Consider the following 23,869-nt stretch of genomic DNA (forward strand, 5'->3'; position numbering starts at 1 on the left):
TAAAGTATATAGATTGCTTCGTTCCTCGCAATGACGATACTTTATCATTTTAAACAGCTTCTAAATGGCGCTATGCAAACGTTTGTCTGGTGAAATCTGGGCTCCAAATAAGCGACTGTCAGTTCCTATTACTACTTTCACTGCCGGTTATCCGGGCGTGATTACTCCGCTTTCAAAATATGTGTGACTTGGATGACGGCGTCTAATCTTATTTAAGTTATAAGCGAAAATGAAACGAATTATTGTTTTGGTATTGTTAACGGTAAGTGGTTATGCCTTTGGACAGATTAAACCGGAAGGTAAGTATGATCAATCTTTTCCGACATTTTATCAGCAACGGTCTTCACTTTTCAGGGTGCTTCCGGAAACAAAAAATGATATTATATTCCAGGGGAACAGCATAACCAACGGAAGTGAATGGGGTGAATTATTTAGTGATCAAACGATAAAAAATAGGGGGATCAGCGGTGATGTAACTGCAGGTGTTTTAAACCGGCTTGATGAAGTTACCAGCCGTAAGCCGTCGAAAATATTTTTGCTTATTGGCGTTAATGATCTTGCCGCAGGCCGCGCTCCGGATAGCGTTGCAAAGAACATTTTTCTGATCGCCGATAGGATACACCGGGAATCGCCCGATACGCGACTATACGTACAGAGCATCCTACCGGTTAACAATACTTTTAATAAATTCCCCAGCCATGTTAATAAGGAAGAGCAGATAAAGCAGGTGGACCTGCTGCTTGAAAAAGGAGCCGCTGATCATCAATATACATTTATTAACCTATACCCCTCGTTTACTAATGCTCAGCAGCAACTGGATACGGCTTTTACCAATGATGGTTTGCATGAAAAGGGCAGAGGCTATATGTTGTGGAAACACCTGATCTATCCCTATGTATACGATCTGCAAGCCCGACCATCTATTGTTCCGTTGCCCCGGTCAATTAACTGGACAAATGATCTCTTCCCGCTTTACAGATGCCACTATATAGTGGTAACGGATACGATGTTTAGAAGTGTAGCAGTCGGCCTGCAACAGCTGATGCTGCAAAAAGGACTAATCGCCAAAATTTCTGACCACGTACTCAACAATGGTGAACCTCAAATCATACTGGAGCGTCAAAATGTGCTTACTCACGGAGTAAATGAAGAAGCTTACCAGTTTCAGGTAAACAGCAATCGCGTTAGTATAGTGGCGGGCACACGGCATGATTGTTTTAATGCTGTTCAAACACTTGCACAGCTGATGCGGGATAATAGTGTTATAGATGGCGTTGCTATCACAGATTATCCTGCTTTCAATTGGCGGGGTTACATGGTGGACGTCGGCCGTAATTTTGAATCTGTGGATATGCTTAAACAGCAGATCGAGGTGATGGCAAGATATAAACTTAATGTTTTTCATTTGCACCTGACCGAAGATATTGCCTGGCGTTTACAGATAAAACAATACCCGCAACTGACACAGGCGGATAACATGGAACGCAATAAAGGAGCTTTTTATACGGTTGATGAGTTAAAGGACCTCATTAAATTCTGTAAGGAAAGATATATTACCCTGATACCGGAAATTGATATGCCGGGGCATAGCGCCGCTTTCAGGCGCGCTTTTCATTGCGATATGCAAAGTGATTCGGGTATGCTGATCGTAAAAAATATCCTGAAAGAGGTTTGTGATGAATACAACATCCCCTATTTAAATATAGGTGGCGATGAGGTGAAAATAACCAATAAAAACTTCTTACCGGCAGTTATACAATTCGTCCACGAACAAGGTAAACAAACTATCGCATGGTCGCCCGGGGGTAACCTGGATACGGCTACTATACGCCAACTATGGGTAAAAGACGGTCCTGTTGATCCTCGGATCAGCTATATTGATTCACGTAACCTGTATATCAATCACATGGATCCGCTCGAAAGTGTGATCAGTATTTTTAATCGTAAGATTAATGATTGCGATAGTGGAAGCGTAAAAAAATTAGGCGGCATATTATGCTTATGGCCCGACCGAAATGTAATAAAACAAGAGGATATACTGACGATGAACCCCGTGTATCCTGCCATGTTAACTTTTGCGGAAAGAAGTTGGAGGGGGGGCGGCACTGATGGCTGGCACACCGGTATTATAGATAGCGCTACTTTTTCAGCTTTTGAAAACCGGCTCATTGATCAGCAAAAGCAATATTTTGCTGATACGCCTTTTCCTTATATAAAGCAATCAGGTATTAAATGGAAACTTTACGGGCCATATGCCAATAAAGGTGTTTTGACGACTAAATTCGCTCCTGAAAAAAAAAGCTTTCGACCAGGAAAGCAAAAATATTTACCGGTTACCGGGGGGACAATTATATTAAGGCATTTCTGGTATCCTGAAGTGAGAGGCGTATTGACTAAGCCTGCTGATAGTACGACTTACTACGCTGTTGCGAATGTTTGGAGTAACCGCGATACCAGTGCTTTAATGTGGATAGGATTTTATAATATATCCCGGTCTGTACCAACATCAACACCCGAATTAAATACATGGGATAACCGCAGCAGCGAGATCTGGATAAACGGCGAACTAATTCCTCCCCCTCATTGGGCGCATGCCGGAGAGAAAGGAAATATAGAAAGCCCGCTTATGGATGAAGGCTATGAATACCGTGTACCAACCGCCGTACATATGCATCAGGGGTGGAATCAGCTGCTGATTAAACTACCCGTGGGCAGCTTCCGTTCAGGTAATTGGGAAAACCCGGTAAAATGGATGTTTACCGCGGTTTTTGTTAAACCATCAGGTCAAAATTTCATCAGCGATGATCAGTTCACTTATTCAACTAATTAGCTGGGCAGTTATTCAAACAAACGCGAAAAGTGATTTTCCAGGTGATTGCGTATCCCGTTCCTCAGTTTTTCAGCAGACCCCTTTTCGATAAGTTCAATAAGGCCGGCATGTGAAACAAACTGTTTTAAAACAATTTGTTTTTTGAGCAGCCCGCTTTGGTGTACATAGTGAAATATGGGCAATAGCATTTTCTGGAAGTTCTTCAGTGTTTCATTACCCGTAATGTCATACAGTTTTGCGTGAAATTTGATTTCCTGTTCAATCTGGAATAAATGCGCTTGCGCCTTCTTAGGTTCAGTCTTTACAATGGCCTTCAATTCGACAATATCCTCCGGCGTAACACGCTGTATAATAAAGTCGGCCATTCCGATCTCAAGCGATAACCTCATCTCGAAAATTTCCCGTAGCGTATTGTCATCCAGCATCTGCGGGTTCATGCTTTTTTGTAAAACAGCCGTCAGGTCCGGGCTGGTAATAACGGCACCCCGGCGTTTCTTTGAATCTATAAGGCCGATCATCCTTAACCGGAGTAATGCTTCCCTGATAACGGTCCTGCTTACCCCCATGGCTTCTTTTAGCTCGAGCTCGGTAGGAATAGTATCACCCACTTTAAATTCTTTTTCTATAAAAAGTTCTATTAAATTTTTCTCTACCTTGTCAACAAGAGAGCTTGTATCAACATTACGCAGACTTTCAATAAGATTGATCGATTTCATAAATTCAGTAATAAGCCTTACGACCTTTTAGCCGTAAATAAAGGATAAGTTTTCACAAACTTAAACAATTTCACAAAAAAGTTTTATGTCAGACATAATAAATTAAAAATTTATTTTTTTTATAATATGTCTCCATTGCCTAATATGGGCCTTTTTTCTTGTTTTTTCTAAAGTGTACATCTAACACTCAGTAATTCAGGCACTAAAATTTATGATTTAATTACTTGGAATTAATAATTGTAATTTTTATACTTGCATTATGTATGACATAATGCAAACTAAAAACTAAAAATTATGAAACTAAATTTTACTTACTACCGGGCGTGGTTATTGGTAATGGGGATGCTTCTCTGTTCCGTAGTTCAGGCCCAAAACATCAAAATCACCGGGCAGGTAATTGCTTCGGATGATCACGGTCCCCTACCGGGGGTGACTGTTGCAGTAAAGGGGACCACTAATGGTACTCAAACTGATGTAAACGGGGCATTCAGCATTAAAGCTGCAAGTGGAGATGTGTTGGTATTTAGATTTGTTGGGTATTCACCAACAGAAGTAAAGGTTAAAACTCAAGGTGCTATTAACGTATCCCTGGTGCCGGAAACTAAAAATTTAAATGAAGTTTTGGTTGTTGGTTACGGTACACAATCAAGAGAAACGGTAACAAGTGCTGTGGCTAAGCTTGATCAGCAAGTTTTAGCTACGCAGCCTCGCTCTAACGTGGCAACGGCATTACAGGGAACGGTATCCGGTTTGCAAGTGATCAGCCAGACAGGTCAGCCGGGGGCGGCACCATTAATTACCCTGCGCGGGGGCGCTTCTATCAGTAGTCCACAGCAACCACTTATCATTGTGGATGGAGTGGTGAGGTCATATAATGATATAGCTGAAGAAGATATTGCTTCTATCGATGTTTTGAAAGATGCTGCGGCAACAGCCATTTATGGTTCAAGAGCAAGCAATGGTGTTATACTTATTACCTTAAAAAAGGGTAAGCAGGGATCATCTGATATAAATTATAAATATACTACAGGCTTTAATCAGAATAGGCAAGGTTACCAGTTTCTGGATGCGCAGCAATATATTTATTACGGCCGGTTAGGCAGTTTAAATTCAGGACGTTCGTTAGCGGCAATCAACTCTTCCGCTGGGTATGGGTTAAGCACAACCCCTACCGCGCTGGCACAATACGACATACAGGAATCAACCCCATCTAATCAATATCTATTAAAACAAGGATGGCAGCTAATGAATGATCCTGCTGATCCAGGTACGCAAATTATTTTCAAGGATAATGAAAAAGAAATTCAGGATATGGTATTCAGAAATACCCAAACTGAAGACCATTACCTTAGCGCGTCTGGAGGAAATGATAAGGGTACTTATTACTCGAGCCTTGATTATTATCATGAGCCCGGAGTTGTTATCGGTTCTGACTACAAGCGGTATACAGGAAATTTCAACGGTTCGTATAAAGTAAAGCCTAATGTTGAAATAACCAGCGGTGTTACTTTCTCCGATTCACAAAATGCAGGCCCTGTAGCCAGCGATTTAAGTACATTTTACCGGACTTTATCGTTACAGCCAACGTTTAACCCATGGCTAAATGCGGCTAATACAGTTCCTGATCCCGGGAATTCAGCCTCAGACGGTAACCCATTATATTATCTGCAGCATGAAATAAACAGTAATGAGGTTGATAATATTGTAGCCAATGCAGCTGTTAACTGGACTATAATTCCTGGCTTATCTTTCAAAGTATCGGGCAGCGGTTATTATTACCAAAACCTGATACAAAACTTTACTGAGGAAACGCAAACTTTAGCGCAGATGTTCACTACCCCACAGGGTGGAAACGTAACACGGCCTTCAACTACAATTTATAACAGGACATTCACACAGACCTATGATGGTACTTTAAATTATACTAAATCATTTGGGAAAAATAATTTCAACTTATTAGCAGGAGGTGAGTATTATGATATATCAACTTTTGGTGATGAGGTTTATGGAACAAATGCGCCTACTGATAATATACCAACTGCAAACGCATCTACGCTATTTGCAGCCGGTAATAATACCAGTGTCAAAACAGATTTCAGGATTATATCCAGTTTTGCAAGGTTCAATTATGATTATGATCAAAAATACTTGTTTACTGCGGTATTGAGGGAAGATGGTGTGTCAGCATTTGCTGCTCAAAATAGGATTGGTTATTTCCCGGGCATGTCTGCCGGATGGAACATAGCAAAAGAAGATTTCTTTCAAAACTCAGGCATCAGTAAAATAATATCTACTATTAAGCCCCGTATTAGTTATGGCGCAAACGGTAATGTAGGGTCCTTACAAAACAACCCCTACCTTTATCAGGGCACCTATAACGCAACAACTACATATCCTCAATATAATGGGAATGGCGCTATTACCGCCACACAACTTCCCGATCCTAACTTACAATGGGAAACCAGTACCACTAAGGACGTGGGGATCGATTTGGGCTTTTTGCATGACCGCATAAGTTTAATTGTGGACTATTATGATAAGATTAACAGCAATCTACTTACAAACCTGACTTTGCCAACTGATGTAGGCTTTTCAAGTATTTTAACAAACGATGGCACCTACCAGAACAAAGGCATTGAATTTACATTAAAGGCTAATCTGATTAACAGCCCTAACGGATTCAGGCTTGATTTTGGCGCGACCGCATCTTATGATAAAAATAAAGTCCTGAAACTACCTAATAATGGCCAACCCAATAATGGGGTAGGTACCACACAGGTATTTGACCCTAAAACCGGCAAGTTGATAAATGTAGAAGGTATACAGCAGGGTCAGCCGCTAGGCCAGGTATATGGTTATAAAGAGCTTGGCATTTTCCAGAATGAGGCGCAAATAAAAGCTATAGCAGGAAACCGCAACGATGAAATTGGAGGCGTTACCGGGCCAAACCTTCCTGCCGGGCCGGGTGGGCATATTGTACCAGGCGATGTAAACTGGGAAGACGTGAATCATGATGGCATCATTGACTCACGCGATCAGGTTTACCTGGGCAACATATTCCCTGATTGGACAGGCGGATATAATTTTAATGCTTCTTATAAAGGATTCTCGTTATATACCCGGTTCGATTTTTCATTAGGGAATGTAATTTATAATGATTTTGAAGCCAGGTCATTAGGCCAATACCAGGGAACGTTTAATATGATAAGTGAAATGACCAATTCCTGGTCACCAACCAACACCAATACAATGATTCCACGGGTAACTTATGCCGATCAGGTGGTAGGTTCAGGTGCTAATTACACAAGAGGCAATAATGGAAACGCGAATTTGGACGGTGAGAATTCAGAATTTTATCAAAGTGGCAATTATATGGCCTGCCGTGAGATCAGCCTGTCCTACAATTTTCCTAAGGCGCTGCTGGCAAAAAGCCATGTGTTTAAATCCGCACGAATATTTGTAAGTGGTGAAAATCTCTTTTATGTAAAAAGTTTCAGCGGTCCTGATCCTGAAGCACCTGTTACTGCCGGCGCAGCAGCTACCCCCGGCTCACCGGCTACTGGCGCCACTACTATTAATGGCATTTATCAGGGTACCTACCCTACACCGCGTACTTATGTATTAGGCGTTTCAGTTTCTTTATAACTATTAATCAATTAACAATGAAAAAATATATAATCATATTGTTATCGGGATTGGGTGTACTAACCCTGATACCTTCCTGTCGCAAGGATCTAAACCTGTCGCCAGTGAGCCAGATAAGTAATAGTACTTACTTTAAAACAGCCACGCAGTTTGATGCTTATATTGCGGGTATTCACAGCGTCTTTCGTGCCCAGACTGAAAGTTTTCAGCGCTTAGGTGAAATGCGTGCAGATATATTTGGAACTGACCCCGGGTCGAGCACAGCATTTACTGGTGAAGCTACACAGGGATTGGAAAAAATGTGGGAGGAAACGCTAGATCTGAATACTGCAGGCGTAAATAATTATGGTTTCCCTCCTAGTGTATCCACAGCGAATAACTTTTATTTTAACATTGGCCAAATCAATACTATGATAGCCAATTTAAATACTACAACCGTTGTTACACCAGCAAATAAAAGTTATTACCTAGGTATATGTTATGGCATGCGCGCTTTCTATTATTTCCAAATCTACCGCAGTTGGGGCGATGCTATTATAACTACTACACCTATTGTGGTTAACATCAATAACCTGAATCAGACGCAGTCGCCTGCGGCAAGTGTAATGACGCTTATTAAATCAGATATAGATCAGTCGGTAGCCAGCTTTGGTACAAATTACGCGTTTATGAATTCAAAAGGATACTGGTCATTATCAGCTACGTTAATGCTTAAGGCCGAAGTTTATTTATGGACAAGCAGTCATAATTCCAGCACCGCTGATGCCACAACTGCGTTGACTGCGTTAAACACCATTCAGACTAATGTTCCTTCTTTAGCACTATTGCCATCTTATTCAAGCGTTTTTGCTACTACAAACAGGGGTAATAATGAGATCATATTCGCGATCCACAATACACTTAATGAATATGCAATGGCTTGGGTGCAAAGCTCCTTTGTGCCACAAAATAACCTGATAATTGCTTATTATGATTCAATACAAAACCGCCAGTTTAACGCAACTACCGATAACTGGGGTGGCTTGCTGCGGGCCCCTATAAAAATATCCACTTTCAGGCAGTTTAATCCTCTTGACAGCAGGAGGCTGGCTACCATACAACCATGTTATACCAAAGTAAGCGGAGCATATAAAATGGCCGGCTGTTTTGTTGATAAATACGCGGGCGAACAAAATGCAGGGGTAAGATCGATCACAAATGACTTTCCAATATACCGTTATGCTGATTTGCTTTTATTGAAAGCGACTGCCGAAGTTTACCTGGGCGAAAGCCCGGCTACTGAGATTAATATGGTAAGGTCAAGGGCATATGGAGCAAATTATGATGCGGCCACAATGAGCTACCCTAACCAGGCTGTAGATGCCAACCCCAGAGAGGCAATTTTACAGGAGCGTTTCTTTGAATTTATTTTTGAAGGAAAAAGATGGTATGATTTAAGAAGCATGGGTGATAGCTATGTGTACGAACATACCGCATTGACGGTGGCAAATGCATACGCTTTATTATGGCCGATTGATAAGCAAACGTTGGTAAACGATCCATTGTTAAAGCAAACACCTGGTTATTCATCATTTTAATATAAAGAAACTCTGCTTTAGGGTAGGGGATTAGTTTGGTTTAATAGAGACTTTAGAAATACCGGGGAGTGGTGGCCCCGGTATCTAAAGAAAATTTAACCACGTGCCCGGCTATTAAAGCATTAATAAAACAACTAGTTATGAAATTTGAACATTTACAAGGATTAATAGCTGCTCCTTTTACGCCGATGGATAAAAACGGGCAACTGAATACTGCTATTATACCTGATTATTATCGGTTTTTAAAACATAATGGCGTAACCGGCGCTTTCATTTGTGGATCTACCGGAGAAGGTGTTTCCCTAACTACCAACGAAAAAATGCAAGTTGCTGAGGCCTGGGCTTCGGCTACGGTAAATGACACTAACTTTAAGGTAATGACCTTATTAGGCGGCAATAGTATTAGTGATTGTAAAGAATTGGCCAAACATGCCCAATTCTTGAATTTGTATGGTGTATCGTTTACATCACCCTCTTATTTTAAACCGGCTACTGTTGATGTTTTAGCCAAAATGTGCCTGGAAATTGCAGAAACAGTTCCGGATATGCCTTTTTATTATTATCATATACCTGTATTAACTGGGGCTAACTTTGCGATGTTGAGCATGCTTGAAGCGCTGGACGGTAAACTGAATAACTTTGCAGGAATTAAATATACCCACGAGGATTTTATGGACTTTCAGAGCTGCATGAGCTTTAAGAATGGCAAATATGATATGCTTTGGGGAAGAGATGAAAATATGCTATCGGCCCTGGTATTAGGTGCAAAAGGCGCTGTTGGTAGTACCTTTAATTATGCTCCATCTCTTTATCTGGAAATGATCACGGCATTTAATCAAAATGATTTAACAAAGGCCCGGGCACTTCAGCAAAAATCTATCGATATGATAAGGCTGCTTGGAAAATACGGCGGCATCTCTGTTGGCAAGGCTTATATGAAACTTGTTGAAGTAGATTGCGGAGAGTTTAGACTACCGGTAAAGAATATGGATAGTGAACAATTTAAGCACTTTACAGCCGATGTTCAAGCACTGGGATTTAACGGGTTTAAATCGAGCATGAAACAATAAAACAATAGAAGTGAAAATCATTATTGCACTTTTCTTTACTATATACATAATGCTATTCTCCTTAAAAGACATCGCCCAGAATAATACAAAACATATAACATGGTCGCAACCTACACAATTGCCAACCATTAATAGTAATAAGCAATTAGGCCTGGCCGGTGTTTTTACAGGGGTTAGTAATGATGTGTTATTGGTTGCAGGAGGTTCAAATTTTGCAGATGGGGCAAAGCCATGGCAGGGCGGAAAAAAAATACATTACGACGATATATACGTCCTGGAAAAACATGGAGAAAATGGATTTACATGGCTAAGTCCTAAAACAAAACATTTAGCAAGGAAAGTCGCATATGGCGCAAGTACTTCAATAGCGGCAGGGGTAGTATGCGCGGGTGGTGAAACAGAAACTTCCGATTGCAGCTCGGAAGTGTTCTTGATGAAGTGGGACAAAAAACAACAGGATGTTAGTTTTCAAAACCTACCCTCGTTGCCTGTTCCGCTGGCAAATGCCTGTATGATAAGTATAGGAAATGTGATTTATTTATTTGGAGGAGAAAGCAGGGGCATACCAAGCAATAAATGCTTCAAATTAAACCTGGGTGCGGCAATAAAGCAATGGGAAACCTTGCCGCCAATGCCGATAGCGATGTCGCATTCTGTTGTCGTTACGCAGTCAAATGGTAAGTATCCCTGCATTTATATAATTGGAGGCCGTAGCAGTACACCAGCAGGTATAAGTACATTGCATAATAATACCTTTTGTTATGATCCGCAGGAAAATAAATGGATCAGGCTAGCCCCGGTTGGCGATGGTAATACGACAACTACCATGTCGGCAGGCACCGCTGTTGCAGAAGGTGATCATGATATTATTCTTATCGGCGGAGATAAAGGCAAAATTTTTCACCAGATAGAGGTATTTAATAACTGGATCAGCCATGCCCGTAATGATGTTGAAAAAAAACAATTACAAAATGAAAAATTACAGCTGTTAAATCATCACCCCGGATTTAGCAAGGATGTGTATATTTATAATACACTAAAAAACACCTGGGAACTAATGGGTAGCTTACCCTTTTACGGCCAGGTTACAACAACAGCCGTAAAATGGGATAACGAAATTTTTATTCCATGTGGTGAAATAAAGCCGGGCACTCGTACCGCGGCCATAACAATGGGTGAGTTTTATAACGCAAAATGATCAACGAGAAAAATTATCCCTGGGTTTTAGTTGGGTTACTTTGGGTAGTGGCCCTGTTGAATTACATGGACCGACAAATGCTGGCCGTTATGAAACCGACCATGCAGCTAAATATAGCTGAATTGAACTCGGCAACTAATTTCGGTTACCTGATGGCTATTTTCCTATGGGTATATGGTTGTATGAGCCCGGTTTCTGGTTTTATAGCCGATAAGTTCAATCGTAAATGGCTGATAATTTTAAGCTTATTTGTTTGGTCGGGAGTTACCTTCAGTATGGGTTATGCTACCACCTATAATCAGGTTTATTGGCTTAGAGCTATAATGGGGGTGAGTGAAGCCCTGTATATTCCTGCCGGGTTATCATTAATCGCGGATTTTCACTCGTCCAAGACCCGTTCCCTCGCTATAGGCATCCATATGACCGGGTTTTACGCCGGGCAAGCATTAGGCGGCTTTGGTGCTACCGCGGCCGCGGCATATTCCTGGCAAACTACTTTTCACTATTTTGGGCTAACAGGTATGATCTATTCCCTGGTATTGATCTTGTTCTTAAGAGGGAAAAAAACTCAGGCAGAAAAAATATTGGAGGATCTTCCCATCTCCTCCGACAAATTACCAACGGTTAAAGGTTTGGCAATTTTGTTTGCCAATATCTCCTTTTGGGTCATTGTTTTTTACTTCGCGGTTGCAAGTGTTCCCGGTTGGGCCTGTAAAAACTGGTTACCTACGCTCTTCGCGCAAAACTTAAATATACCTATGGCCAAGGCAGGCCCGGTTTCAACAATAGCCATTGCCGCGTCTTCATTTATTGGGGTGATATTTGGCGGAATTTTGTCAGATAGATGGGTTCAAAAAAATGCGAAAGGCCGTATTTATACCAGCGTAATCGGTTTGGGGTTGACCATACCAGCCTTATTATTGATGGGCTTTGGACATACTTTCTATGCCGTTGCCGGTGCAGCAGTTTGTTTTGGATTGGGCTACGGCATATTCGACGCGAACAATATGCCCATCCTGTGCCAGTTTGTAGCATCCCGTTACCGGGGCACTGCGTATGGAATTATGAATATGACAGGGGTGTTTGCCGGTGCGATAATTACCGGTCTGCTGGGTAAATCATCAGATGCCGGAAACCTCGGTAAAGATTTCGCGATGCTGGCTGGCATTGTATTGCTGGCCTTAGCAGCTCAACTATACTTTTTGCGTCCCGGAGAAAAAGATGCTGTATAATCCGTTGCTTAGCGGGCGCTTTTATTAAATAATAAATAATATAAATCATGAGATTGAACAATAAACAAAAGATAACACCGATAATACTAACCACACTTTTGTTTATGAGTTTGTCCCTTTTTGCTCAAAAAAAGGCGATTAAAGTTGCTTGTGTTGGCAACTCGGTTACTTATGGCTATGGCCTTCAGCACAGGGAACAAGAATGTTATCCGGTACAGCTGCAGGCATTATTAGGTAGCAATTATGATGTAAGAAATTTTGGTCACAGTGGTGCTACACTATTGAAAAAAGGCCATAACCCCTATTATAAAACACCCGAATTTGAGGCAGCTACCTCCTTTGCTCCCGACATTGCCATTATACATCTCGGCTTAAATGATACAGACCCCAGAGATTGGCCGGATTATCATGATGATTTTGAAGCAGATTATGCCTGGCTAATTGCTCAATTCAGGAAAGCAAACCCTGCCGTTAAAATATACATATGCAGGCTAACGCCTATATTCAGTGGTCATCCCCGTTTTAAATCAGGAACCAGGGATTGGTACTGGAAAATACAAAACCTTATTCCCGAGATTGCACGTGTAAACCATGTTGGGCTGATCGATTTACATTCACCACTATATGCACGCCCGAACCTGTTTGCAGATAATATTCACCCGGATAAGGAAGGAGCATCAATACTAGCATCTACTATTTCTGATGCCATCATCGGCTATCATGGCAGTCTGGAAATCCCGGCTACATTTAGTGATAACATGGTGTTGCAAAGAAATACGCAAATACCACTCACCGGAAGGGCCAACGCCGGAGACTTACTCCAGGTATACTTTCAACAACATAAATGGACGGCTACAGCTGATATGGATGGCTACTGGAAGGTTATGCTGCCCGCTATGCATGCCGGAGGGCCGTTTAACCTGACTATAAAAGATCACGATTCCGTTATTACCCTCAAAAATATATTGATCGGCGATGTGTGGATATGTTCAGGCCAGTCTAATATGGCATTTCCACTTAATCAGGAGGCTGATGGGCAATCCGAAATTCAAAAAGCCGCTGATAGCAAAATGATCAGGCTATGCAATATGGAGGTGCTTAGACAGCCGGATGCGGTTGTTTGGGACAGCACTGCCTTAACTAAGATTAATAAACTGGCATACTTTTCCGGATCATGGAAAACAGCCAGCGCGCTTTCTGCAAAAGATTTTTCTGCGATTGGCTATTATTTCGCGAAAAAAATAAATTCATCGGAGCATGTTCCAATAGGAATTATCGAAATAGCCGTAGGCGGCTCACCTATTGATTCGTGGATCGATCGTTATACGATGGAGCATGATCCCATTTTGGTTGATATGCTGAGTAACTGGAGAAAATCAGACTTTTTGATGAAATGGTGCCGGGATCGTGCCGACGTTAATTTAAAAAATGCGACTGCTTTCGGCCAGCGCCATCCTTATGACCCCTGTTATAATTATGAAGCAGGTATAGCCAACCTGGTTAATTTTCCGGTTAGCGGCGTTATCTGGTATCAGGGCGAAAGCGATGCTGACCAACCGGATCTGTACCGCCTTTTGTTTAAAACAATGGTTGGCAGCTGGCGGCAAAAATGGGGTTATCAGCTTCCTTTTTACTTTGTTCAGTTATCCGGTATAAATCGTCCGTCCTGGCCTGCATTTAGGGATATGGAAAACAAAATGCAGCAGCAAATCCCGGGGGTACATATGGCTGTAAGTATGGATATGGGCGACTCGTTAAATGTGCATTACAAGCGAAAAGCGGTAGTTGCTGACCGGCTGGCCTTGCTGGTCCGGCGCTATACTTATCATGAGCCAGTAATAGCCGATGGACCGGCAGTAGTTTCAATGGTTCAAAAGAACAACGCTGTCATGATCACTTTTAACAATAAACTGGCCACCAATGACGGTAAATCATTAATCGGCTTTGAATTGGTAAATGAAAAGGGCGAGCGTTTGCCTGTGAGCGCAGCCATAAAAAATAACCAGGTATGGCTAAGAATCCCCTCGGGCGAAAAGATAAAAACGGTGTTTTATGGCATGCAGCCTTATACACATGCTAACCTGGTAAATAATTCAGGTTTGCCGGCATCTACATTTATCCTTCCCCTTCACGATAATAAAAAATTTGAATAAGATGAGTTATACAACACATGACTTGGAAAGACTAGCTGATTTTTATCAGGATCAATTATTAAATGATACAGTACCCTTTTGGTTCCCGAGGTCGATTGACACGGAGTTTGGTGGGTATTTGCTGATGCGTGACCGTGATGGCAGTCTGATTGATGATGATAAGGCGGTTTGGATACAGGGTCGTGCCGCCTGGTTATTAGCAACGCTTTATAATACCGTAGCTCCTAAGCAAGAATGGCTGGAAGGTGCCAAAGTCGGTATAGATTTTTTGAATCAACATTGTTTTGATACCGATGGCCAGATGTTCTTTCACGTAACCCGTGATGGAAGCCCGATACGCAAACGCCGTTATTATTTTTCTGAAACATTTGCCGTTATCGCAATGGCTGCATATGCTAAGGCCTCCGGCGATGAAGCTGCTGCCGAGAAAGCACGATACCTGTTTGGTAAATGTATAGACTATGCAACGATACCCGGTTTGTTGCCGCCGAAGTTTACTTCAACGCGCCCGGCTAAGGGTATTGGCGTACCGATGATCATGATCAACACCGCGCAGCAATTAAGGGAAACCATTGGTGACCCCAGGTGCGATGAATATATCAGCCAATGGATAAAGGAAATTGAAACCGATTTTATAAAACATGACATCAGGTGTGTGATGGAACAGGTTGCTCCCGATGGAAGTATAATAGACCATATTGATGGCCGTACGCTTAACCCGGGGCATGCTATAGAGGGTGCCTGGTTTATTTTGCATGAGGCGAAATACCGGAACAATGATCCGCATCTGATCGCGCTGGGTTGCCAGATGCTTGATTATATGTGGGAACGTGGCTGGGATAAAGACCATGGTGGTATTTTGTATTACCGAGATGTGTACAACAAGCCCGTACAGGAATACTGGCAGGATATGAAGTTTTGGTGGCCTCATAATGAAGTGATCATTGCCACCTTATTGGCATATACCATGACCGGAGATGAAAAGTACGCGGAATGGCACAAACTGGTGCATGATTATGCTTATAGTCATTTTCATGATAAGGAACATGGGGAGTGGTTCGGCTACCTGCATCGCGATGGCAGCATTGCGCAAACTGCAAAAGGTAACCTATTTAAGGGCCCTTTTCATTTGCCTCGGCAGGAATGGTATTGCCTTGAAATCTTAAAAAATTATAAAAAATGAGATCATTATTAATTTATCTGCTGTTTTGTATAACAGGTATTACGATTGTACAGGCACAGACAACGGGTGTGCCTGTTTTTGTTTCCGGGACGGAAGGTTATAAAACATTTCGTATCCCGGCTATAATCAAAGCTCCTAATGGCGACCTGCTTGCCTTTTGTGAGGGAAGAGTAAACGGTGCAGGTGATTTTGGAAACGTTAAAGTGGTACTTAAACGTAGTGAAGATAATGGTAAAACATGGAGTGGTTTACAGGTGGTTGCGTCAAATGATACGCTTCAAACAGATAATTCAGCCCCGGTTGTTGATATGTCGGATCCGGCTTATCCCAAAGGACGTATATTTCTGTTTTACAATACCGGAAACGTATCGGAAGCAAAGCTGCGTAGGGGTTTGGGCGTTAGGGAAGTATGGTATAAAACATCTGTTGACAATGGTAAAAGCTGGTCGGACGCGGTCAATATTACTTTGCAGGTACATAAACCTAAACAGCCAAGTTTTAATAAAGACTATAATTTTGTAGAGGACTGGCGCAGTTATGCCAATACACCCGGGCATGCCATACAATTAGTGGCAGGGAGATATAAAAACCGCATTTATGTTGCTGCCAATCATTCTGCCGGTGCCCCGCAAAAAAGATATGCGGATGGAAGAGCGTTCGGATACTACACTGATGATCATGGCAAAACATTTAAAATAAGTGATGATGTCCCTATGCCTGGTGGCAATGAAGTAATGGCAACCGAGCTTTCTGATTCCCGTGTGATGCTTAATGCGCGCAACCAGCTGGGTAATGTAAAAGCGAGAATAGTGGCTATAAGCAAAAATGGGGGTAAAAACTGGGATACCACTTATTTCGATCGGCAGCTTCCCGACCCTGTTTGCCAGGGCAGTATACTCAACATAGGCCAAAAACATGGGAAAAGCATATTGGCTTTTTGTAATAATGCCGATACCACCAGCAGGGATAACCTTACCTTGCGCATCAGTTATAACGAGGGTAAGACATGGCCTTTTAGCGAGGTTATTGCAAAATCTCCGGATGGCTATAAGGGTGATTATACCGGCTACTCCGATTTAGTTAAATTATCGGCTAACGAGATTGGTGTGTTTTATGAGAAGGATGATTATAAACAGTTAATTTTTACTATAATCGACTGGAAAAAATAAGTGGCAAAATATTGCACCTGCGACTAGAATATCAAAATAACATGGTTCGTTTAAATTTGAAAAATATATTAAGAACAGCGGCTGTAGCGATAGTGATTTTTACGTTTGGTTGCAGCCCAGCAAGGGCACAGCAAGTAAAATATATTTCGGGGCATAATGAATGGAATCCCGATTCGTTGGGCAATCATCGCGCTATTGTTAAAGTTTCGCATACGGCCGGGGCAGCCAGTGTATGGATCCCATGGCGCAGGCGGGATAATCCAGCCGAAAAAAACATTATTGTAGTTGACTCAGCTACGGACAAAAGAATTTATAATGTAAAAGCTGGCGAGTTAACACGTGAAAGCGGGATGATTTATTTTGAGCCCACTTCAGGTGCAGGTACTTATTATATTTATTATCTGCCTTATCATGTAGATCCAAAATCAAACTATCCGCATGCGGTGTATCAGAAATGGAGCAATCACGTTGATGGTGAATGGTTAAAAGGCTTGCAAAGTCAGTCGGTAACCAAGGCAAATTTAATATGCCTGGAGGCCATAAATGCGCTGAACAGTTTTTACCCGATGGAGGTGATAGCCACCCGCGCAGAGGTTGACGGTTTAATAGCTGCTAATCAGCATAAACTCTACCTTGTTTTTCCTGAAGACAGGCTGCATCCGATTAAAATGACTACGGATATTCCTGAGCGCTGGATAAACAAAGGTGCAAACGTGAATTTTATTGATACGGCGGCAAAAGGCGAAAATTTTAGCTATCAGCTGGGTTTGTATGCATTTAACAAAGAGATTCGGAATGTTAAAATAAAATTTGCTGACCTGAAAAGTACTTCTGGCGGAATAATACCTGCAAGTTTATTCTCCTGCTTGAATACAGATGGAAGGAATTGGGATAATACCATTATAAGTAAAATAGTGGATGTTCCTGCTGGACACATACAAACTTTTTGGTGTTTGGTTAATCTACCCCAAAACACAGGTGCGGGGATATACAAAGGCACAGTAACGGTAACAGCCAATGATGCGCCGCCAACTATGGTCAAAATTACTTTGGTAGTTACGAATCGTGTGCTTGCTGATGGTGGTGTAAACGAGCCCTGGAAACAGACAAGGTTAACCTGGCTGAACTCTAGCATGGGGCAAAAGAATGATGTTATCAAACCTTATATTCCATTAACGCTTGCCGGAAATACTATTAGTTTGCTTGGGCGGAAATTGACGATTGCTGATAATGGTTTACCGGCACAGGTTGAAACCTATTTTACGGAGGAAATGACCAGCATCGGCAAGCTGCCGCGGCAAATTTTGAAGTCGCCTTTTCAATGGGTTGTTAAGGATAAAACAGGCACAGCCATTAAATGGACAACTAGCAAACCGATTTTTAACGATGTTGAACCCGGCCAGGTAAGCTGGTCTTCTACTAGTCGCTCAGCCTCGCTGCTGATGAAAGTAAAGGGCGGTATAGAATTTGACGGCTTTATGCATTACCGCATTCAGATGATCGCGCGGAAGAATATTGATTTGAACGACATTGCTATGGTGATACCGTTTAAAAAGGATGTGGCGCAATATATGATGGGGCTTAACCTGAAGGGCACTAAAATGCCAGCAGCTTATAGCTGGAAATGGGACGTAGCGCATAAAAATCAAGACGGAGCCTGGGTAGGCGATGTTAATGCAGGGCTACAGTTCTCGCTAAGAGATCAGCATTATGTACGCCCGCTGAATACAAATTTCTATCTGCAAAAACCTTTGTTGCTTCCTGTTTCATGGGGTAATAATGGCGAAGGTGGTATTGATATTTCTGAAAATAAAGATAAAACCGACGTGAACTGTTACAGCGGTAAACGCACCATGAAAAAAGGAGATACGCTGTATTATGATATTAACCTAATGATTACGCCTTTTCATGCTATAAACACCGAGCAGCAATGGTCATTACGTTTTTATCATAAGTATGATAATGTTGATAGCATTAAGGCAAAGGGTGCTACGGTTATAAATATACATCATGGCACACCTATTAACCCATATATCAATTATCCGTTCATCGCGCATGATGCCATGAAAGCTTATATTGATTCAGCGCATAATTTGGGGCTGAAAGTAAAAATTTACAATACTGTTCGTGAGCTTTCAAACAGCGCTTACGAGTTATTCCCGCTGCGTAGTTTGGGACACGAAGTTTACTCGACAGGAAAAGGTGGCGGCCATGCCTGGCTACAGGAACATTTGGACAGTGATTACATTGCAGGTTGGTATGTACCCGAGGTAAGAGATATGGCCATTGTGAATAGCGGAATGAGCCGCTGGCACAATTATTATGTTGAGGGAATGAACTGGCTGGTAAACAACGTTGGGATTGACGGTATTTATCTGGATGATGTAGCATATGACCGTACAACAATGAAGCGCATTAAACGTGTCCTTACTCAAAACGGACACCCCGGCATTATTGATCTGCATTCGGCTAATCAATATGATGATCGCGACGGATTTAACAACAGTGCTAATCTTTACATGGATCAATTCCCTTACCTGAACCGCTTATGGTTTGGCGAATATTTTGATTATCAGCATAATGATCCTGCATTCTTTCTTACAGAAGTTTCGGGGATACCTTTCGGGCTTATGGGAGAGATGTTGCAGGGCGGGGGTAATCCATGGAGAGGGATGATATATGGCATGACCAACCGGATGCCATGGTCTGATAATGCCGACCCGCGACCAATATGGAAAGCCTGGGATGATTTCGGAATAAAAGGCAGCCGCATGATAGGCTATTGGGTAAAAACCAATCCGGTAAAAACAACTGATCCTGAAATACTGGCTACTGTTTATAAAAAGGATAAAAAAGCAATGGTGGCTATTGCAAGCTGGGCAGCTACGGACAAAAAAATAAAGCTGCTGATTGATTGGAAAGCTTTACATATTGATCCTGCCAAAGCAACTATCGTAGCGCCTGCAATAAAAGGTTTCCAGGTGGCTAGTCAGTTTTCAGCATCCGATGATATACCGGTTGAAAAAGGTAAAGGCTGGCTGTTAATTATCCAACAGCAGTAACAGGTTATCGATACTATAGAATAAAAACACCTGTAATTTCGCGGCATACTTCACGGAGTATGCCGCGACTTATTTGTTTATAACGAATGCTTTTCAGACATAAAAAAAATACCGGGCTTAACAGCTCCGAAGCTTTACCGACCCCAAAGATTTCAGGTTATCTGTTTAAAATATTTGCCATTATTTTCCCCGAATTTTTGATCATGGGCATATCGCTGGGTGTATTACCTGCTTATGTTCATAATCAATTGCTTTTTGGTAATTTGGTAGTAGGAGTGGTTATTGGCACCCAATATGCCGCAACGCTTTGTACACGCCATTTTGCAGGCCGGATTGCCGATACCAAGGGCGGTAGAGCATCTGCAACAACAGGGTTAATCTTTTCCTCTCTTTCCGCTGTGTTTTGTTTATTGTCTTCTTCTCTTTCGTCGTTTCGATTGCTTAGTCTTGCTATCTTGATCGGTGGAAGGATACTGCTGGGCATTGGCGAAAGTTTCCTGGTTATTGGCATTTTTACATGGGGTTTTAACCTGGTTGGATCAAATAATACCGGCAAAGTTATGGTATGGAACGGGATGGGAATGTATGGAGGAATGGCTTGTGGTGCGCCGCTGGGCGTTTTTCTGGCCACCAAGTTTTCGTTAGGGGTGGCATTCGGCAGCATTATGCTATTCCCGTTGCTTAGCTTTGGGATAATGCTGCTATTGCCTGATGTTGTTCTAGCTAAACAGGCAGTTAAATTGCCCTTTTATAAGGCGGTGCAATTGGTTTGGAAATCAGGAACTGGTCTTGCTTTATCCAGTTTTGGTTTTGGTGGCATTGCCTCTTTTATTACCCTTTATTTTATCCAGCAATCCTGGCAGGGAGCCTATTTAGCTATTACGGCTTTCGGCGCGGGTTATATTGTTGTCAGGATATTTTTGGCGCATCTGCCTGATAAATTTGGAGGCGGCAAAGTAGCAATGATCTCGTTATTGGTCGAGATTGTCGGCCAGGTATTAATATGGAAAGCCCCGAATGCAACTGCCGGAATATGCGGTGCCGGATTAACTGGTATTGGCATGTCGTTGGTTTTTCCATCTTTTGGGGTGATGGCTTTAAAAAATGTGCTTGCTGAAAACCGGGGCATTGCCATTGCCGCTTACAATGCTTTCTTTGATTTAGGTATAGGCCTTACAGCTCCCCTGGCAGGGTTAATAGCCGAAGGGGGTAACTACAGTGAGATCTATTTATTTGGCGCGATAGCGGCCGGTATTAGTATAATGCTGGCTTCTCTGGAATATAACAAGTCTAAGCCTAACAGCAAAGGCATTGCTATTTAAAAAAGTTATAGATAGAGTAAATGCACAAACGGCGGTAACCTGAAAAGATTACCGCCGTTTGAATACATTGGTTTGGAAATTAATTATTAGTCTTTTATCATTCTGCTACCATACACGGGGCCGGCATCGTTGCCTGTTTTTGGTACAAGTTTAATAGTAACCTTTGATTTGCCTTTGGTAATCTCAATAGGGATTTCATAAGATATGTTATAAAATTTGCTCTCCTTAAACTTATTGAGGTCCTCTGTAGTCAGCTTAACGGTATCTACATAAATATCAAATACTCTACCGCGGTTATCCATACCCCAATAGCTGTTGATTAGCGTGTTGTGCGCATTAGGATCGGTTTTCATCTCAAAACTCAGGAAGCCGCCATCCTGTGCTAAACGCCATTTCTTTTGGTGGTCCTCGCCTGTCACTTCATTTTTACCGGTAAAGTTATGGTCGCGTTCGGGCTGCATTTCACCTAGGCGTATAATATCGGTAGTATGGGCCTCGAGTTCTTGTTGTTTTATTTTTTCTTCATCGTAAGCCTTTTGCTGTACCGTCCAGGTAGATGGGCTGAACACGTCCCAATAAACGGTATAAAATTCGTTCTTTGTTTCGTTAAAAGGGATAAGTCTTACCTCTTCCGGTTTTGAAATATCAACGGTTTTAAATTCAAGTGTTTTTTTGTCTACCATCTGCAACCATTTGTTAGGGTCTGTTTCGCTGGTGACAAAAACAGGTACACCTTTAAGCGGATCAGGCTCAGTATTACCTAACTCGCCTGCAAGCAATACCGGGCCATAAAATAAAGCCTTGCGCGATTGGTTATCGGGCATTTGTTCGGTGTAAATTTTTTCAGGAGTGATGAATTCTATCTTATCCTCATTTTTCCATTTGTGGTTCAATACCAGGTAACCTTCCTCATCAGCAACTATCTGTTGTATAGCGCCATTAATTTTAACAATATAACCACTTGTCCATTTAGGTTTGCGAATACGTATTGCAAAAGTTGATGGCTTAACGGTGTTGATGGTGAAATTGATCACATCATTTGAAGGCAGCGATGTATGTTGGGTGATGGTAACCCCTTTCGCTTTCCAATTAAGTACCGACGGAATAAACAGATTCACATATAAGCTACCATCGGCACCCTGAAAATAAATGCTCTCGTTATATTTTACATGGTTCTCCATTCCCGAGCCAACGCAGCAAGTGAAGGTGGTAAAGGGCGTACTGTATTCTTTTCTTCCACCCATCCGTAATGGTACAAAATAGGTCATCATTCCATCGTCATGGTTTTGTGAGGCTAGAATGTGGTTATACAATGCTTTCTCGTAAAAATCCATTAATGTTGCTGATGGATGGACCGCGAATAAGTGGCGGGTGAGTTTAAGCATGTTATAAGTGTTACAGGTTTCGGTGGTATTATCTGTAAGCTTATCATTTAACTCATCAGGATCGCTTAAATACTCATAATTACTGTTACCTCCTGTAGCATAGGAGTGATGTAGGGTAATGATATTCCAGAAATTGGTTGATATATCCTCATCTTTTTTATCACCTGTAAGTTCATATCTCCGGGCGCTGGCTATTATTTTAGGAATTTGAGTGTTGGAGTGTTTACCCGGTAAAATATCTTTTCCTTCGGATACTGGATCAAGGATGCGCTTATCGTAAAATTTATAAGAAGATTCAAGATAACTCTTATTACCTGTAACAGCATATAAGTTGGCTAATGTTTCGGCCATACCGCCGTATTCGCAAAGCAACATTTTTTGCAACTGATCATCATTAAGGTTTTTTATGGTTTCACCTGTCCAATTTCCCATACCCTTGCAAATAGTAAGGGCATCCTGGTTCCCTGTATAAAAATAGGCATCCAGCAAACCGGCCATAACTTTATGTACCGTGTACCATGGCGACCATCCTCCATTTAAATCAAATCCTCTTGATTTAATATCTCCGGCCTTTACTTCCGCCCAAATAGTATCTTCTTTAGGTATGGCGCCTACATAGCCGGTTTTACGTGCAAGCTGGCATTCTTTTAATTCCTTTACAATATAATTAACACGCTCTAAAAAACGAGGATCTTTTGTTGATGCATATTGCATAGATATAGCCGATAGGTAATGCCCCAAAGTATGCCCTGCAAGCCCTGAGGATTCCCAACCTTCATATAATGCGCCTTTTGGCTTTAACCCTGAATGTGAGCGAAAGCCTGACAACAGTCTATCGGGCTCAATGGATAACAGGTAGGCTGCATCTTTTTCCATGGCATCTTTAAAAGGGCTTTCTAAAAGGTGCACATCCTTCAGATCAAAGGAATAAGCCTTTATAGGTACTTGTGGTTTTATTTTAATACGGCTGTCATTTAATTCGGGCACATATGATTGGGCCTTGGCTCTGTTTATATTAAGCACTAAAGAAGCTATACCACAAGTTGTAATCAAAAAATATTTTTTCATCGGGTTATTAAAAAATGGAGATTTTAAAATTCAAGAAGATAAAGTTAGCAATGGCCGCGCATTTATCATGGCTGATAATTGATAGATGATACCCGGATTTTAGCTTGTTTATTATAAAATATTGTTTTTGGTAGATATTGTTAAAAATGTCATTAATACTTGATTAATACGCTGTTAATGCTATGATAATATACAGTTAGTATTGGATAATAAGGGTAAAAAAAGTGGTTTTGCCTTTCCATAATTTTATCACAGTGCT

Annotated in this window: 13 protein-coding genes; 11 read left to right on the top strand and 2 right to left on the bottom strand. The window is 41.7% G+C overall.

The window, feature by feature from the left end; translation table 11 throughout:
- Positions 1 to 229 precede the first annotated feature (229 nt).
- Positions 230 to 2,830 (top strand): family 20 glycosylhydrolase, encoded by a 2,601-nt coding sequence (locus GSQ74_RS06610; protein ID WP_158991333.1) that lies wholly within the window; start codon positions 230 to 232, stop codon positions 2,828 to 2,830.
- Between the two features lie 8 nt (positions 2,831 to 2,838).
- Here GSQ74_RS06610 and GSQ74_RS06615 read toward each other — a convergent pair whose 3' ends face one another.
- The gene (locus GSQ74_RS06615) at positions 2,839 to 3,546 is read right to left on the bottom strand and encodes a FadR/GntR family transcriptional regulator (RefSeq protein ID WP_158991335.1); all 708 of its coding nucleotides are present in this window, start codon (positions 3,544 to 3,546) and stop codon (positions 2,839 to 2,841) included.
- Positions 3,547 to 3,840: 294 nt separating this feature from the next.
- Here GSQ74_RS06615 and GSQ74_RS06620 point away from each other — a divergent pair, with 294 nt between their 5' ends.
- The 10 genes from GSQ74_RS06620 to GSQ74_RS06665 all read left to right on the top strand — a co-directional run bounded on the left by GSQ74_RS06620 (position 3,841) and on the right by GSQ74_RS06665 (position 21,157).
- Entirely contained in the window at positions 3,841 to 7,191 is a 3,351-nt protein-coding gene (locus tag GSQ74_RS06620) for a TonB-dependent receptor (protein WP_158991338.1), read from the top strand.
- Between the two features lie 17 nt (positions 7,192 to 7,208).
- Positions 7,209 to 8,768 (top strand): SusD family outer membrane lipoprotein NanU, encoded by a 1,560-nt coding sequence (gene nanU, locus GSQ74_RS06625; RefSeq protein ID WP_158991341.1) that lies wholly within the window; start codon positions 7,209 to 7,211, stop codon positions 8,766 to 8,768.
- A gap of 140 nt (positions 8,769 to 8,908) precedes the next feature.
- The gene (locus GSQ74_RS06630) at positions 8,909 to 9,838 is read left to right on the top strand and encodes a dihydrodipicolinate synthase family protein (protein WP_158991344.1); all 930 of its coding nucleotides are present in this window, start codon (positions 8,909 to 8,911) and stop codon (positions 9,836 to 9,838) included.
- 10 nt (positions 9,839 to 9,848) lie between these two features.
- The gene (locus tag GSQ74_RS06635) at positions 9,849 to 11,036 is read left to right on the top strand and encodes a kelch repeat-containing protein (RefSeq protein ID WP_158991346.1); all 1,188 of its coding nucleotides are present in this window, start codon (positions 9,849 to 9,851) and stop codon (positions 11,034 to 11,036) included.
- The gene (locus GSQ74_RS06640) at positions 11,033 to 12,268 is read left to right on the top strand and encodes an MFS transporter (RefSeq protein ID WP_158991349.1); all 1,236 of its coding nucleotides are present in this window, start codon (positions 11,033 to 11,035) and stop codon (positions 12,266 to 12,268) included. Before GSQ74_RS06635 ends, GSQ74_RS06640 begins: the two co-directional genes overlap by 4 nt.
- Positions 12,269 to 12,315: 47 nt before the next feature.
- A complete protein-coding gene (locus GSQ74_RS06645) occupies positions 12,316 to 14,421 on the top strand; it encodes a GDSL-type esterase/lipase family protein (RefSeq protein ID WP_158991352.1) in 2,106 nt (701 codons plus the stop codon).
- Position 14,422: 1 nt separating this feature from the next.
- Complete coding sequence (locus GSQ74_RS06650) at positions 14,423 to 15,604, top strand: AGE family epimerase/isomerase (RefSeq protein WP_158991354.1); 1,182 nt, start codon at positions 14,423 to 14,425, stop codon at positions 15,602 to 15,604.
- A complete protein-coding gene (locus GSQ74_RS06655) occupies positions 15,601 to 16,773 on the top strand; it encodes an exo-alpha-sialidase (RefSeq protein ID WP_158991357.1) in 1,173 nt (390 codons plus the stop codon). Before GSQ74_RS06650 ends, GSQ74_RS06655 begins: the two co-directional genes overlap by 4 nt.
- Positions 16,774 to 16,829: 56 nt before the next feature.
- Positions 16,830 to 19,835: a glycoside hydrolase domain-containing protein gene (locus GSQ74_RS06660; RefSeq protein WP_254060823.1), complete on the top strand. Its 3,006-nt coding sequence runs from the start codon at positions 16,830 to 16,832 to the stop codon at positions 19,833 to 19,835.
- Positions 19,836 to 19,921: 86 nt separating this feature from the next.
- Entirely contained in the window at positions 19,922 to 21,157 is a 1,236-nt protein-coding gene (locus GSQ74_RS06665) for an MFS transporter (protein WP_158991360.1), read from the top strand.
- Positions 21,158 to 21,243: 86 nt separating this feature from the next.
- On the opposite strand, the gene GSQ74_RS06670 is transcribed toward GSQ74_RS06665, so the two are convergent.
- On the bottom strand, positions 21,244 to 23,610 hold the full coding sequence (locus GSQ74_RS06670; protein ID WP_158991363.1) for a glycoside hydrolase family 127 protein: 2,367 nt from the start codon (positions 23,608 to 23,610) through the stop codon (positions 21,244 to 21,246).
- Between the last annotated feature and the right edge of the window lie 259 nt (positions 23,611 to 23,869).

Source organism: Mucilaginibacter sp. L196 (assembly GCF_009765905.1).
Classification (GTDB): domain Bacteria; phylum Bacteroidota; class Bacteroidia; order Sphingobacteriales; family Sphingobacteriaceae; genus Mucilaginibacter.